The 13,526-nt window shown below is 64.8% G+C and carries 14 protein-coding genes and 1 pseudogene; 3 read left to right on the top strand and 12 right to left on the bottom strand.

All coding sequences use genetic code 11. The features are described from left to right. The 10 genes from BMG00_RS07165 to BMG00_RS07120 form a co-directional block, all read right to left on the bottom strand. A complete protein-coding gene (locus BMG00_RS07165) occupies nt 1-1,098 on the bottom strand; it encodes an ABC transporter permease (protein WP_078525882.1) in 1,098 nt (365 codons plus the stop codon). Beyond that, on the bottom strand, nt 1,098-2,675 hold the full coding sequence (locus tag BMG00_RS07160) for an ABC transporter ATP-binding protein (RefSeq protein WP_078525880.1): 1,578 nt from the start codon (nt 2,673-2,675) through the stop codon (nt 1,098-1,100). The genes BMG00_RS07165 and BMG00_RS07160 overlap by 1 nt, the downstream gene beginning before the upstream one ends. Beyond that, complete coding sequence (locus tag BMG00_RS07155; protein ID WP_078525878.1) at nt 2,675-3,664, bottom strand: BMP family lipoprotein; 990 nt, start codon at nt 3,662-3,664, stop codon at nt 2,675-2,677. The genes BMG00_RS07160 and BMG00_RS07155 overlap by 1 nt, the downstream gene beginning before the upstream one ends. 149 nt (nt 3,665-3,813) lie before the next feature. Continuing rightward, complete coding sequence (locus BMG00_RS07150) at nt 3,814-4,239, bottom strand: GNAT family N-acetyltransferase (RefSeq protein ID WP_078573767.1); 426 nt, start codon at nt 4,237-4,239, stop codon at nt 3,814-3,816. Further along, nucleotides 4,239-4,847, bottom strand: a complete 609-nt coding sequence (tsaB, locus tag BMG00_RS07145; protein WP_078573766.1) for a tRNA (adenosine(37)-N6)-threonylcarbamoyltransferase complex dimerization subunit type 1 TsaB — start codon at nt 4,845-4,847, stop codon at nt 4,239-4,241. The genes BMG00_RS07150 and tsaB overlap by 1 nt, the downstream gene beginning before the upstream one ends. Next, nucleotides 4,840-5,397 (bottom strand): NifU family protein, encoded by a 558-nt coding sequence (locus tag BMG00_RS07140; RefSeq protein WP_078525871.1) that lies wholly within the window; start codon nt 5,395-5,397, stop codon nt 4,840-4,842. Before BMG00_RS07140 ends, tsaB begins: the two co-directional genes overlap by 8 nt. 73 nt (nt 5,398-5,470) lie before the next feature. Next, nucleotides 5,471-5,923, bottom strand: a complete 453-nt coding sequence (locus BMG00_RS07135) for a DUF2267 domain-containing protein (RefSeq protein WP_245794961.1) — start codon at nt 5,921-5,923, stop codon at nt 5,471-5,473. Nucleotides 5,924-5,932: 9 nt separating this feature from the next. Further along, the gene (locus tag BMG00_RS07130; protein ID WP_078525867.1) at nt 5,933-6,388 is read right to left on the bottom strand and encodes a universal stress protein; all 456 of its coding nucleotides are present in this window, start codon (nt 6,386-6,388) and stop codon (nt 5,933-5,935) included. Between the two features lie 62 nt (nt 6,389-6,450). Further along, entirely contained in the window at nt 6,451-7,317 is an 867-nt protein-coding gene (locus tag BMG00_RS07125) for a branched-chain amino acid aminotransferase (protein WP_078525865.1), read from the bottom strand. Nucleotides 7,318-7,440: 123 nt separating this feature from the next. Then, nucleotides 7,441-8,565, bottom strand: coding sequence for a polysaccharide biosynthesis/export family protein (locus BMG00_RS07120; RefSeq protein ID WP_158521693.1), 1,125 nt, complete (start codon nt 8,563-8,565; stop codon nt 7,441-7,443). A gap of 178 nt (nt 8,566-8,743) precedes the next feature. Here BMG00_RS07120 and BMG00_RS07115 point away from each other — a divergent pair, with 178 nt between their 5' ends. Further along, entirely contained in the window at nt 8,744-9,361 is a 618-nt protein-coding gene (locus BMG00_RS07115) for a sugar transferase (protein ID WP_078525861.1), read from the top strand. Beyond that, a pseudogene (locus BMG00_RS17905) lies at nt 9,358-11,088 on the top strand (polysaccharide biosynthesis protein); the annotation flags it as partial. The gene BMG00_RS07115 and the pseudogene BMG00_RS17905, both read left to right, overlap by 4 nt. Before the next feature lie 183 nt (nt 11,089-11,271). Here BMG00_RS17905 and truA read toward each other — a convergent pair. Further along, nucleotides 11,272-12,054: a tRNA pseudouridine(38-40) synthase TruA gene (gene truA, locus BMG00_RS07105; RefSeq protein WP_078573762.1), complete on the bottom strand. Its 783-nt coding sequence runs from the start codon at nt 12,052-12,054 to the stop codon at nt 11,272-11,274. 120 nt (nt 12,055-12,174) lie between these two features. On the opposite strand from truA, the gene BMG00_RS07100 reads away from it, so the two are divergent. Beyond that, nucleotides 12,175-13,011, top strand: coding sequence for a DMT family transporter (locus tag BMG00_RS07100; protein WP_078573761.1), 837 nt, complete (start codon nt 12,175-12,177; stop codon nt 13,009-13,011). Between the two features lie 4 nt (nt 13,012-13,015). Here the strand turns inward: BMG00_RS07100 and BMG00_RS07095 are convergent, their stop codons facing one another. Continuing rightward, nucleotides 13,016-13,501, bottom strand: coding sequence for a hypothetical protein (locus BMG00_RS07095; protein WP_078573760.1), 486 nt, complete (start codon nt 13,499-13,501; stop codon nt 13,016-13,018). Between the last annotated feature and the right edge of the window lie 25 nt (nt 13,502-13,526).

Here is a 13,526-nt window from a genome sequence, read left to right as displayed (position 1 = left end):
TCAGGCCTCCTTCCGGGCATTGGCGCGGGCGACGAAGAAGCTCTCGATCGGCGCGCGCAGCATGTTGTCGAACGCCCCTGTGAAGAGGATCACCAGCGCCTGGATCACGGTGATCAGCTCGCGCGGGATCGTCGTTTCCAGCGCCAGCTCACCGCCGCCCTGATAGAGGAAGCCGAACAGGATCGCCGCGAGGAAGACCCCAACCGGGTGATTGCGCCCCATCAGCGCGACTGCGATCCCGATGAAGCCCGCCCCCTCGACCGAGTTCAGCACGAGGCGGTGGCCTTGGCCCATCACGTTGTTGATCGCCATCAGACCGGCGAGCCCGCCCGAGATCAGCATCGCCACCATGATCACCTTCACCGGCGAGATCCCGGCATAGCGCGCCGCCGATTCCGAACGCCCGTAGGCGCGGATCTCGAAGCCGAGCTTGGTGCGCCAGATCAGGATCCAGACCAGCCAGCAGGCCAGTAGCGCGATGAAGAAGGAGATATTCGCCGGGACCGATTTCGAGAAGAACTGTCCGATCACCGGCAGGTCATGGAAGGTCGGCAGATAGGTTTCTCTGGCGAAGCGCGCGGTTGCCGGATCCATCGCACCGCGCGGGCGCAGCACGTTGACCAGCATGTAATTGAGAAGCGAGGCGCCGATGAAGTTGAACATGATCGTGGTGATCACGATATGGCTGCCGCGCTTGGCCTGCAGCCAGGCGGGGATGGCAGCCCAAGCCGCGCCGAAAAGCGCGCCGCCGATCATCGCCGCGACAAGCGCGACCGACCAATGCGGCCAGGGCAGGGCGAGGCAGACCAACGCCACACCAAGACCGCCCAGTGTCGCCTGTCCCTCGCCGCCGATATTGAACTGGCTGGCGTGATAGGCGACCGCGACCGCAAGACCGGTGAAGATGAAGTTCGTGGCGTAATAGAGCGTGTAACCCCAGCCATAGGGCGAGCCGAGCGCGCCAGAGACCATCACCTTGATCGCCTTGATCGGGTCTTCCCCGATCAGCAGCACCACGATGCCGGAAATCACGAAGGCAATCAGAAGGTTGAGGAAGGGGATAAGGGCCACATCGACCCATTTCGGTGTCTTTTCCATCAGTTCACCACCCCGGCCATCATCAGACCCAGTTCCTTCTCGTCGGTTTCCTCGGGGAGACGCTCCCCCATGATCTGGCCGTCGAACATCACCGCGATCCGGTCCGAGAGCGAGCGGATCTCGTCAAGCTCGACCGAGACGAGCAGGATCGCCGCACCCTCGTCGCGCAGCTCCACGATGCGCTTGTGGATGAACTCGATCGCACCGATGTCGACGCCGCGCGTGGGCTGGCCCACGAGAAGCAGCGCCGGGCTGCGTTCGATCTCGCGCGCCAGCACGATCTTTTGCTGGTTGCCGCCCGAGAAGCTTTTCGCGGGCAGCGTCGGGATCGGCGGGCGTACGTCGAAGCGCTCCATCGCTTCTTGCGTGTGCTTCACGATTCCGGCGTTATCCATGATGAAGGCGTTCTTCTGATACGCCGCATCCTTGTGATAGCCGAAGATCATGTTCTCCCATGCGGCGAAATCGAGGATCAGGCCAAGGTGATGGCGGTCCTCGGGGACATGGGAAATGCCCCGGCGGCGGCGCGACTGCCCGTCGGAATGCTTGCCGGTCAGGTCAATCTCTTCGCCGTTGATGCGGATCGTGCCGGTGCCCTTGGCGAACCCGCCCAGCACCTCGAGCAATTCCGACTGGCCATTGCCCGCCACACCCGCGATGCCGAGGATCTCTCCGGCGCGGATCGTCAGGTTGATGCCCTTGAGCCTCTCGACCCGGTCTTCATCGACCACGCGCAGGTTTTCGACTTCCAGCACCGTCTTGCCCGGTTGCGCGGGCGTCTTGGTGACATTGAGCAGCACCTTGCGGCCCACCATCAGCTCGGCGAGTTGTTCGGGCGAGGTCTCGGCGGTTTTTACCGTCGCGGTCATCTCGCCGCGGCGCATCACGCTCACCGTGTCGGTGATCTCCATGATCTCGCGCAGCTTGTGGGTGATCAGGATGATCGTCTTGCCCTCCTTGCGGAGGTTGTCGAGGATCCGGAATAGGTGGTCGGCCTCGGCGGGAGTCAGAACGCCGGTCGGTTCGTCGAGGATCAGGATATCGGCCTGCCGGTAGAGCGCCTTGAGGATCTCCACGCGCTGCTGGTGGCCGACGGAAAGCTCTTCGATCAGCTCGTCGGGGTCGACATTGAGCTCGTATTCCTCGGCGAGGCGCTTGAGTTCCTTGCGGGCCTTGGCGAGCGAAGGGCGCAGGAGCGCTCCGTCTTCGGCACCAAGGATGATGTTTTCCAGCACGGTGAAATTCTGCACCAGCTTGAAATGCTGGAACACCATGCCGATACCGGCCGAGATCGCGGCCTGGCTGTCGGGGATCTGGGTGCGCTGGCCCTTGATCCAGATCTCGCCCGCATCGGCCTTGTAGAAGCCGTAGAGGATCGACATCAGCGTGGATTTGCCCGCGCCGTTCTCGCCGATGATCCCGTGGATCGTGCCGGGCATGACCCGGATCGAAATGTCCTTGTTGGCCTGCACGGTGCCGAAGGCTTTCGAGATGCCTTTCAGCTCGATCGCGGGTGCCTGAGTGGCAAGGGCGGCAGTTGCCTGCCGCCCCGCCTCGTTTGCCTGTACGTCGACCATTACTGCACCGGGCAGCTGTCGTCCGACATGTAGTCATGCACCGTGACCTTGCCCGCGATGATGTCGGCCTTGGCCTGATCCACGGCGGCGAGCATCTCAGGGGTCACCAGCGATTTGTTGTTGTCGTCGAGCGCCACGCCCACGCCGTCATCGGCGAGGCTCATGACCTTGATGCCCGGCTTGAGATCGGCACCTTCCTTGAAGGCGTCATAGACCGCATTGTCGACGCGCTTGAGCATCGAGGTCAGAACCTGGCCCGGGTGCAGGTAGTTCTGGTTGGAATCGACGCCGATCGACAGGATGCCGCCATCGGCCGCCGCTTGCAGGACGCCGATGCCGGTGCCGCCGGCGGCCGCATAGATCACGTCTGCGCCCTGGCTGATCTGGGCCTTCGCGATCTCGCCGCCCTTCACCGGGTCGTTCCAGGCCGCCGGGGTGGTGCCGGTCATGTTCTGGACGACTTTCGCGTCCGGGTTGGCCGCTTTGACACCCTGAACGTAGCCGCAGGCGAATTTACGGATCAGTGGGATGTCCATGCCGCCGACAAAGCCAACGGTGCCGGTCTTCGAGGCCATGCCGGCCATCAGGCCGACGAGGTAGGAGCCCTGCTCCTCGGTGAAGACGACCGACTCGACGTTGGGCTGGTCGACCACCATGTCGATGATTGCGAATTTGGTGTCGGGGTAATCGGGAGCGACGGTGTTGAGCGTGTCGCCGAAGGCAAAGCCGGTCATGACGATCGGATTGGCGCCCGACTCGGCGAGCTTACGCAGCGCCTGCTCGCGCTGGGCTTCCGACTGCATTTCCAGTTCCTTGTACGAACCACCTGTTTCTTCGGCCCATTTCTTGGCGCCGTTATAGGCCGCCTCGTTGAAGCTCTTGTCGAACTTGCCGCCGAGGTCGTAGATCAGCGCCGGTTCGGCCATCGCCGCGCCTGCGGTCAGTGCCAGCGTGGCGGCTGCGCCGAGAAACTGTTTGAAGAAAGTCATGGATCACTCCCGGTCATTGGGGCTTTTTGCATAAGCCTATTGGCGGGTGAAGCCACCCGCAGACCTTCGGATTTGGGCAGAGCTTGCCGAAGGGGTCAAGCAACAAAATCGGTTTGACGCAGGGTCCGCCTGAAATTTTGATTGTTTGGTCAGGCGGTCTGATCACCAAGAGGCAGATTGAGAACGAGCGCGTCGATCCGGGAACCGTCCGGGGCGCGGTAATAGCCCTTGCGGCACCCCGATTCCGTCCAGCCGGTCGCAGCGTAGAGCGCGCGCGCACCGGCATTGTCGGCGGCGACCTCCAGGAAAGCGTTGACGGCGTCGCGTGCGCGGGCAGCCTCGGCAAAGCCATCGACAAGACGGCGGCCGACGCCGCGGCGGCGGGCATCCGGGGCGACGGCGAGGGTCAGAAGTTCCGCCTCGCCCGCGATGACCCGCCCGAGCAGAAAGCCATGCGTTTCCTCGAGCAGGAAGACGCCCGGGCTTTTGAGCAGCTCTGCGAACTCCTCTTCGCTCCAGGGGCGCGGCGTGGTGAAACAGGCCCGGTGGAGGGCGGCAAGGGCTTCGCGCTTCATCAGTCGAGGATCTTCGGCGGGGGATCGGAGGGAGGGGCCGCATCGGCCGCGCGCAGATAGAGCGGCGCGGGGCGCGGTTGCGGGGCGTTTGCACGCCGCGCCGCGATGCGCGCGATGGCGGTTGCAAGCTCTGTCGGCGTCCGGCTTTCGAGGCAGGCAAGCCCCGCAGCATCGGCCTCGGCAAGCGCCTGCGCGCGCGGGATCAGAACGGGCGCGCCATACGGTCCGCTTCCGAAATCCTGCACATAGGCCTCGTCCCGCCGGGCATCGAGCAGCACGCGCAACGGCGGTGTGGCCCCTTCGGCCATGGCGTCGAGGCTGGACACCCCGATCGCCGGGATCTTGAGGCTGAGAGCCAGCCCGCGCGCGGCGGAAACCGCGATGCGCACACCGGTGAAATTGCCCGGGCCGATACCCACGCCGATCGCCGAGAGGTCACGCCAGCCGACGCCTTGCGCGGCCAGCATCTCCTCGATCATCGGCATCAGGCGTTCAGCCTGCCCACGCCCCATCTCTTCGGCATGGGCGGCCAGCACCGTCTCCCCAGACAGCAAAGCGGCCGCGCAATGCGCGGCCGATGTGTCGAAAGCCAGAACCAGATCAGGCATTGACCGGACGGACCTCGGAAACCTCGGGGATGTAGTGCCGCAGCAGGTTCTCGATCCCCATCTTCAGCGTGAGCGTCGAGGACGGGCAGCCTGCGCAGGCGCCTTGCATGTGCAGGTAGACCACGCCGCGCTCGAAGCCGTGGAAGGTGATGTCGCCGCCATCCTGCGCCACTGCGGGGCGCACACGGGTGTCGAGCAGTTCCTTGATCTGAGCCACGATCGCGCCGTCCTCGCCGTCATGCTCGGCATGGGCCGGGCCGGCCTCGCCTTCCATTACCGGCGCGCCGGACTGGAAATGCTCCATGATCGCGCCGAGGATCGCGGGTTTCGCGTGGTCCCAGCTGGTGGCGTCTTCTTTCGTCACGGTCACGAAATCCGAGCCGAAGAACACGCCCGTCACGCCCGGCACCGAGAAGATGCGGGTCGCGAGCGGCGATTTGGCGGCGGCCTCGGCGCTCGGGAAATCGGCAGTGCCGGTTTCCAGCACGGTTTGACCGGGCAGGAATTTCAGCGTCGCGGGGTTCGGGGTGGTCTCGGTCTGAATAAACATCGCGTGCCTCCTTGGCTTGCCGCCCATATGCGCCTTCCGACTGAATTAATCAAGTAATGGGCGGCGGGTGCGCTCATATGATGCGGGGGGCAATCTCGGCAGGATCGACGATCTCGGGGCGCCAGAACGCTTCGGCCTCGGGGCCGATCCGTGCAAGGGCGACTTTGAAGGCGCGGTGGTCGACGTGGCGCCAAATCGCGAAGGCCGTGGCCTCGATCGCATTGTCCGGCGTCAGGTTGTGGTGTGGGCGCAGGGATTGGGCTTCGCGTGTCATCTCGGAGCGGCTGGCGAAGGGGCGCGGCGTAGCCTCCACATCCCAGTTGAACACGAAAATGGCGCGCAGCACCGATGGGAGGCAATCAGCGAAAGCGATAGCCTCGGGAGGGCGGAGCCGCGCGCGGAAGGTGACGAATACGCCTTCGACGGCGGTATAGGTCATGTTGTCGGAGTCGAGACCCATTCGCTCGCGCGCGTCCGAGAGAAAGGAGGCGAACTCCTTTTGCGCGTGGCGATAAGTCCAGGGCATCGGCATCGCTCAGGTGATCTGTTCGAGCTTTTCCTTCGACATCTCGCCCGGAACGATGGTGAGCGGGCAGGGCAGCGTCCCGGCCTGTTTCACCATCTGCGTCACGAGCGGTCCGGGACCGCCCTTGCCAGTCCCGGCGCCCAGCACAAGCACGCCGATCTCGGGGTTTGCGTTGACCACGTCGAGGATCTCGTTGACGGGTTCGCCTTCGCGGATCTGCAATTCGGGATCGACGCCCTGACGGTCGCGCATCCATTTGGCGAAGACCTCGAAATGCGCTTCGATCCGGTCGCGAGCCTCTTCGCGCATGATCTCTGCCACGCCGATCCAGTGCTGGTACTCGTCGGGCGGAATCACGGAGAGGATGATCACGCCGCCCCCGGTATGGGACGCGCGCATAGCCGCGAAGCGCATCGCGTTGAGGCACTCGCGTGTATCGTCGAGAACGACAAGGAACTTGCGCATGGATCCTCCGGCAGGGTTTGGGCGCAGATCATCGCCCGCAGGCGCGGCTTTGGCAACCACGCTCAGAGAGGAGAGCCGAGCGCCCAGTCCATATAGGCTTCGCGGGCGCGCTGCGTGCCCTTGCCGGGCTGGTAGCCCACGTCGTCGAATGCCGAGACCGGGGTGATCTTCGCGAAGTTGCCGGTCAGGAAGACCTCGTCGGCCGAGCGGAAATCGTCGAGCGTCAGCACCGCCTCGTTCACCACCTCGCCTGCATCGCGCAAAAGCCCCATCACACGCTTGCGGGTCAGGCCTGCGAGGAAGGTGCCATTGGCGACGGGGGTGAAATACTCGCCATCCTTCACCATCCAGACATTCGCGGTCGCGGTTTCGGCGACATTGCCCATCGCGTCCTGCACCAGAGCGTTGCCGAAACCCTTGCGCTGCGCCTCGACCAGCATCCGGGCGTTGTTCGGATAAAGGCAGCCCGCCTTCGCATTGGTCACGTTATCGGCCATCACCGGGCGGCGAAACTGGGTCGTGGTGAGTGTCGTGGCTTTCGACGGATCGGGCATCGCCACCTCTTCGAGGCAGAGCGCGAAGCCCGTCGCTCCGCGCGCGGGCGCAACGCCCAGATCGGAGCCGTTGATCGCCCAGTACATCGGACGGATATAGACCGCCGCGCCCTTGGCATAGGCTTTAAGCCCTTCGCGCGCGATCTCGACCATTTTCCCGGTCTCGATCGTCGGCTCGATCATCAGCGCATCGGCCGAGGCATTGGTGCGCGCGCAATGCGGTTCGAGATCGGGGACCAGCCCGTCGAACAGCCGTGCACCATCGAAGACCGAGCTGCCCTGCCAGATGCCGTGATCGGCGGCGCGCATCACCGCGATATCGCCCTCGTGCCACTTGCCCTCGAACCAGGTGCGGATGTTCTTGCCGAATGCCATGCCAGTCTCCTTCGTATCGCGCGCGATCCAATCACCGCGGCGGGGCGAAGTCCAGAAGCGCAATTGTATCGGTGTCATGGTGACGCATGGGGGCCGGGTCACACATGCGAGAGCGCGTCCGGGTCAGTTCGCGACGTTGCTCACCGAATTGGCCACGCCCACCGACGAGCCGATCAGCCCCAGGAATGTACGGGCGGGAACGGCGGGGCTTTCGGTCGCCAGCACGATATCTCGCGGCTCGATGCGTAAATTCTGCGCCGAGAACAGCCCGTCCGAAGTGGTAAGGTCGATCGCGAAGATAACCCTCGTTTTCGTCGGTCCCCGGCCGAGATCGCCGCGTAGCGCTGCGCGAGGGTATTCGCGCAGGATCATCAAGCCTTTCGGATCGGCGCGGTTATCCGAGAGCCCGCCCGCCAGCGTGACCGCCTCGAGCGCGCTCAGCCGCGCCTGCCCGAAAGGGATCAGCGTTTCCTTTCCCGTCGCGCCAAGCGCGAGGAAATAGCGGTCATCCTCCTCGACCGAGAGCTTGTCGCCCGGCAGAAGGCGCGTATCGAGGGAGGGCGAGTCGAGCACGGTCGCAAGCGAAGCGCGGTAGACTTTTTCGCCCCGGATCAGGCGCAGCTGCGGGTTGTGGAATTTCGGGTCCGGCCCGCCGCCTTCGGAGAGCAGATCGAGCACGCTCAGGTCGCGATTTTCAAGCGCGACCTTGCCGGGATGCCTGACCCCTCCGATCAGCGCGACCGTCCGCCCCGGTCCGGGCACCGCGTCAAGCTCGACCTGCGCGTCGGGGATCAGGGCGGCGAGCTTCTGCTGCACATCGGCGCGCGCTTGCGTCGGCGTCTTGCCCGCCACTTCGGTCGTGCCAAGATAGGGGACGAAGATCGTGCCGCCCGCGCTCACCCTGGTCTGACGCAGCCCCACGACCTGAGATTCGGGTGGGCTGAGCAGCTTGTTCTCGCCGCTCTCCCAGATCGTAAGCTGCACCGTGTCTCCCGGCGCGATCAGCGGATCCGCACTTCCCCTGCTCGCGCGTGGCCAGGCGCCCTGAGGCCGCGCATGAAGACCTTCGGGCCAATGCGCGATCTTGGCAAGGCTCGTGCGGGTGACGGGCAGGTAATCGAAGCTTGCATTTTCATCGCGAGCCTTCGTCACGATCTCGGATTGCAGTGCTGCCCCACGCGGCAAGGTGCACGCTCCGAGCGCGACAAGGAAGCAAAGGCCAAGTGCCCCGCGAAGCGAGAAGTGCATGTACCGTCCCCAGTTTGTCCCTGCATCTTGGGTTGCGCGCAGGTGTCGCCCCTTTGCCGGAGCCTGTCCGAGATATGCTTGGGAATTAACGCATTTGCAACTGTGGCGTGCATAATCTGCCACATGGGTCGACCGGTGGCGGTATTCCGGTGCGACCCCGGCAGAAGGAGGAATTCGCATGACCCGGGCGCAACGTTTCAGCAAACGGCTCTTCGATTTTTCCCTCGCTCTCGTTTTGCTGCCGCTCCTGCTACCGCTTATGGCGGTGCTTGTGGTCGTCCTCGCCCTGTGTCACGGCCGCCCGTGGTTTCACGTGCAAGAGCGGATGAAATCGCCCTCGCGGCGGTTCCGCATGTGGAAATTCCGCACCATGGTCCCTGACCCCGGCGATCATGGCGTCTCGGGCGGGCACAAGGCTGCCCGGATCACCCCGCTCGGGCGGGTTCTCCGGCGCACACGCGCTGATGAATTGCCCCAGATATGGAATGTCTTGCGCGGCGATATGAGCTTTGTCGGCCCCCGTCCCCCCTTGCCGGATGTCGTGGCGCGCTTTCCCGATCTTTATGAGAAGGTTCTCGTGTCGCCTCCCGGCGTCACGGGGCTCGCCACCTTGCGCTTTCACGCTCGGGAGGCGCGGATCATGGCCGATTGCTCGGATCCGGCGCAGGCACAGGACCTGTATGACCGGCGCTGCGTCCCGGTGAAGGCGCGGCTTGACCTGATCTATCTGCGCCGCGCTTCGCGCAGGTTCGATCTCATGTTGATTTGGCAAACCCTGCGGGGAGGAATTGCATGAGGGCCGCGCATTCTCAGCTCGGTATGTTCGAGCAACTGATCGCGTGGCCGCGTCCGCGTAAGGCGCTGATCTTGCTGGCTCTCGACAGCGCTTTGGTCGCGCCGCTCGTCGCGTTGACGATCCTGCTCTTCCGCCCGCTTCAGCCCGAGATCGGCGGGGCCCTTGCCAACGCCGCGCCAGTTCTCGTGCTCGCCGCGGGTGTCATGAGCCATCTGAGCGGGCTTGCGCGCATCCGCCTGAAGGCGTTTGCAAGCGAAGGCCTCGGTCGTGCGGCGTTGCTTTCGCTCACGCTCGTTCTCACCGGGGGGGTGGTGTTGAGCGTGACGACCGGACGGCTCGAGCTGGCGCTGCCGGTCTTCTTCGGCCTGCTCTATTTTCTTGTCCAGATCGGCCAGCGCGCGCTGCTCTTGCGGCTTGCGACCCGGATCTATCGCCACTCCAGGGTGGTCTCTCGCATTGCCATCTACGGTGCGAGCTCTTCTGGCATTGCCCTGTCCAATGTGCTCAGGGATCGCTCCGGTCTGCTTACCTGTGCATTTCTTGACGAGAGTCCGGCGCTGCGCGGCGCACAGCTCAACGGATTGCCGATCCTCGAGCCCGCAGAGGCTGATCGGTTGCGGCGCGATTTCAATATTGACCGCGTGATCATGGCAGATCCCGCTTTGACAGGGGCGCGACGGGACGCGCTGTCGCGACGGCTCGCGGCGCTGGGGTTGCGGGTGGAGTCCTTGCCTGCCTTCGCGCAGTTCATCGAGGATCGCGATCTCGCGGCCCGGCTCGAACCGGTATCCGCTCCGGCGCTTCTGCATCGCGCGGAATTCGAGGATACGGTGCTGCCAATTCACAGCTACTACGCGGGCAAGGCGGTTCTCGTCTCGGGCGCCGGCGGCTCGATCGGGCGGGAGTTGTGCCGCCAGATTCTCGCAGCGGGTCCGGCCCGGCTGATCATGCTCGAGTTGTCAGAGCCCGCGCTCTATCACGCCGAGGCGGAATTGCGCGGGCTGGCCGAAGCGGTCGGAGCGCATCTCGTTCCAAAGCTGGGATCCGCGGGCGATCCGCTGCTTGTGCGCGCGATCTTCACGCAGCACAGCATCGATGTCGTTCTTCACGCGGCAGCCTACAAGCACGTTCCCATCGTGGAGGAGAATCCACGTGCAGGTCTGTCCAACAATGTCTTTGCAACCGCCGGCCTTGCCCGCGCCGCGCTGGATGCGGGTGTCGCCCGGTTCGTTCTGATCTCCTCCGACAAGGCGGTCGCGCCGCGCTCGGTGATGGGAGCCTCGAAACGGATGGCCGAGCTGGTCGTGCAGGAACTCGCCTCACGCGCCGGAGGGACGGTCTTCGCGATCGTGCGTTTCGGCAATGTTTTGGGCTCTTCGGGGTCGGTTGTGCCCCTCTTCGAAGAGCAGATCCAGGCGGGCGGACCTTTGACGCTGACAGACCGCCGCGCGACACGCTATTTCATGACGATCGCCGAGGCGGCGCGGCTCGTTTTGCTGTGCGGTACGTGGGATGACAGCTGTGCCGTCTACGCGCTCGATATGGGGCGTCCGATCCGCATGCTCGATCTGGCGCGCCAGATGGTTGTGGCGCGTGGGCTGCGGCTGCGCGAGGCCGCGACGCCTGACGGCGAGATCGAGATCGTGGAGATTGGCCTGCGTCCGGGAGAGAAACTGCACGAAGAGCAGATGACCGGCCCTCAGACCGGCCCCACCGCGCATCCCAAGATCGGGCGGATCCACCCGCCTTGCCTGCCCGAGATCGGGATCGCGGCCCTGCTGCGGGATCTGCGCGAAGCGATCGATGCGCCCGATCCGTTTCGATTGGATGCCTTTCTGGCGCGTCTTCCCGAGGCCGCTATCTCAGAGCCCGATCAGATTGTTCCACGGGGCGTCGATGAGGTCATTAGCTCAGGGCGTGGCCGGCCCAATGAACGGGTCCTCGGGGTAGCCGACCCCGCTGAGATAGAGCCCCTGCGGAGGACAGACCGGGCCGCAGGCGGCGCGGTCGCGTGCGGCGAGCGCGGTTCCGACCCGCCCGGGCGGCCAGGCGCCTGCGCCGACGCGCTCGAGCGTGCCGACGATCGAGCGGACTTGATTGTGCAGAAAACTCCGCGCGCGCAGATGAAAACGGTATTCACGCCCATGCGGGATCATCATCTCTTCGATCGAGATCTCGTCGAGGGTCTTCACCGGGGAGTTCGACTGGCACATGCTCGAGCGGAAAGTGGTGAAGTCGTGATGTCCGATCAGATGGGCTGCCCCCTCTCGCATCGCCTTGATATCGAGCGCATTCTGCACCCGCCAGACCAGCCCGCGATCATGGGTCATCGGCGCGCGACGCTGCACCAGCCGGAAGAGGTAGCGCCGTTCCTGCGCTGAAAATCGGGCGTGAAAATCCTCGGCCACACGCGCGCAGGCGAGGATCGCGACCGGGTCAGGGCGCAGATGATAGTTGAGCGCCTCTGACAGGCGGAACGGGTCCCAGTCCTTTTCGAGATCGACATGGGCGACCTGCGCCGTCGCATGCACGCCCGCATCGGTCCGGCCCGCCGCTGCGATCGTATGGTCGCCGGGTTCGAGGCGCGACAGCGCCGCCTCGATCGCACCTTGCACCGAGGGCTGATCGGCCTGCCTCTGCCAGCCGGCGAAGGGACCTCCATCATATTCGATCTTGAACGCGTATCTGGGCATGGATCGCCCATATCCCGAGCCCCGCCGCTTTCGCAATCCCCTGTCGCACTAGAACCCGTCTTGCCAGCTTGGGTGAGCGCGGCTACCGATGGCGGATCGGGGATCGCGGGACGGGTCAGGATGAGCCTTTCGATCATGCTCGCGGTGCTGGGGGCGGCCTTCCTGCACGCACTCTGGAACGCGCTGATCCGGTTGGGCGGCTCGAAGATCCGCGCCATGGTGATGCTCTCGCTGATGGAGGCGGCGGTCGGGCTCGTCGTGGCGCTGTCGCAGCCGATGCCGCGTCTCGAAGCGGTCTGGTGGATCCTCGGCGCGGGCATTGTCCATTTCGGTTACAAGTTCTTCCTCGCCCATGCCTATGAGCAGGGCGATCTGAGCCGGGTCTACCCGATCGCGCGCGGCTCCGCGCCGATGATGGTCGCGATCGTCAGCGCAGCCCTCGCGATCGATGCTATCTCGGGCATCGAATATGCGGGCATCGCGGTGCTGGGCATTGGGATCGCGCTGATGGCGCGCGGGGTCTTCACCGATGGCGAGAGCCGTCGCTTGCTGCCTTATGCGATGGGCTCGGCACTCGCCACGGCCACCTACACGCTGGTCGACGGCATCGGCGCGCGGGTCTCGGGCGAGCCGGTGGGCTATGTCGGTTGGCTGATGGTGCTGGGCGGGTTGCTCTTCGCGGCGGTGATGGTCGCGCGGCGTGGCCCGGCGATGCTGCGGGCGAGCGGGCGCGAATGGGAGATCGCGGCGCTGGGGGCAGTGGCTTCCTACGGGGCCTACGCGATCTCGATCTGGGCGATGACGCGCGCGCCGATCGCGCTGGTCGCGACGCTTCGCGAGACCTCGATCCTCTTCGCGGTGCTGATCGGTTGGCTGGTCTTCGGCGAGAAGATGCGCGCAAGCAAGGCGATCGCGGCGGTGCTGATCGTGGTGGGCATTGTGCTGACGCGGCTCTGAGGGTTCAGAACTGCGGATTTCCCTGATCGTCGCAGGCGCGCGGCATCGCCTGTTCGCCCGGTCCCCGCAGCACCAGATGGCCGTTGACGATTTGCAGCGGTGTGAAGGGCGGCTCCTGAATTGCCGGCTGGATCTGACGCAGGATATAGCAACCTCCATAAAGCCGGTTGCTGCCATCGGTCTGCTTTGAGGCCACGCTCACCGGAACGCGGGAGTAGATCGAGCCGGCAGCCCCTTCTGAGGTCACAGGGCCGATCTCGACCGACACATCTGCCGTCTCGGCATAGCCTGCTGCGAAAACGCCATAGTCTTCGCTCGGCTCGTGATGGGCGAAATAGCTCCAGGCCCGGGCGTATTGGTGCAGGGCGATCGCGTTGTAGAGGGACCGGACAAGATCGGCCGGAGTCGAGCGATTGTCGAGATAGGCGGGATCGGCCGTCGCTGCCTGCGCGGTCAGGACGACGATCAGCGAAGCGAAAAGCCGGCGCATCGGAAACCTCCTGTCTTGTCGTTCC

The organism is Thioclava marina (assembly GCF_002020135.1).
Classification (GTDB): domain Bacteria; phylum Pseudomonadota; class Alphaproteobacteria; order Rhodobacterales; family Rhodobacteraceae; genus Thioclava; species Thioclava marina.
This window is presented reverse-complemented; position numbering and strand designations above follow the sequence as displayed.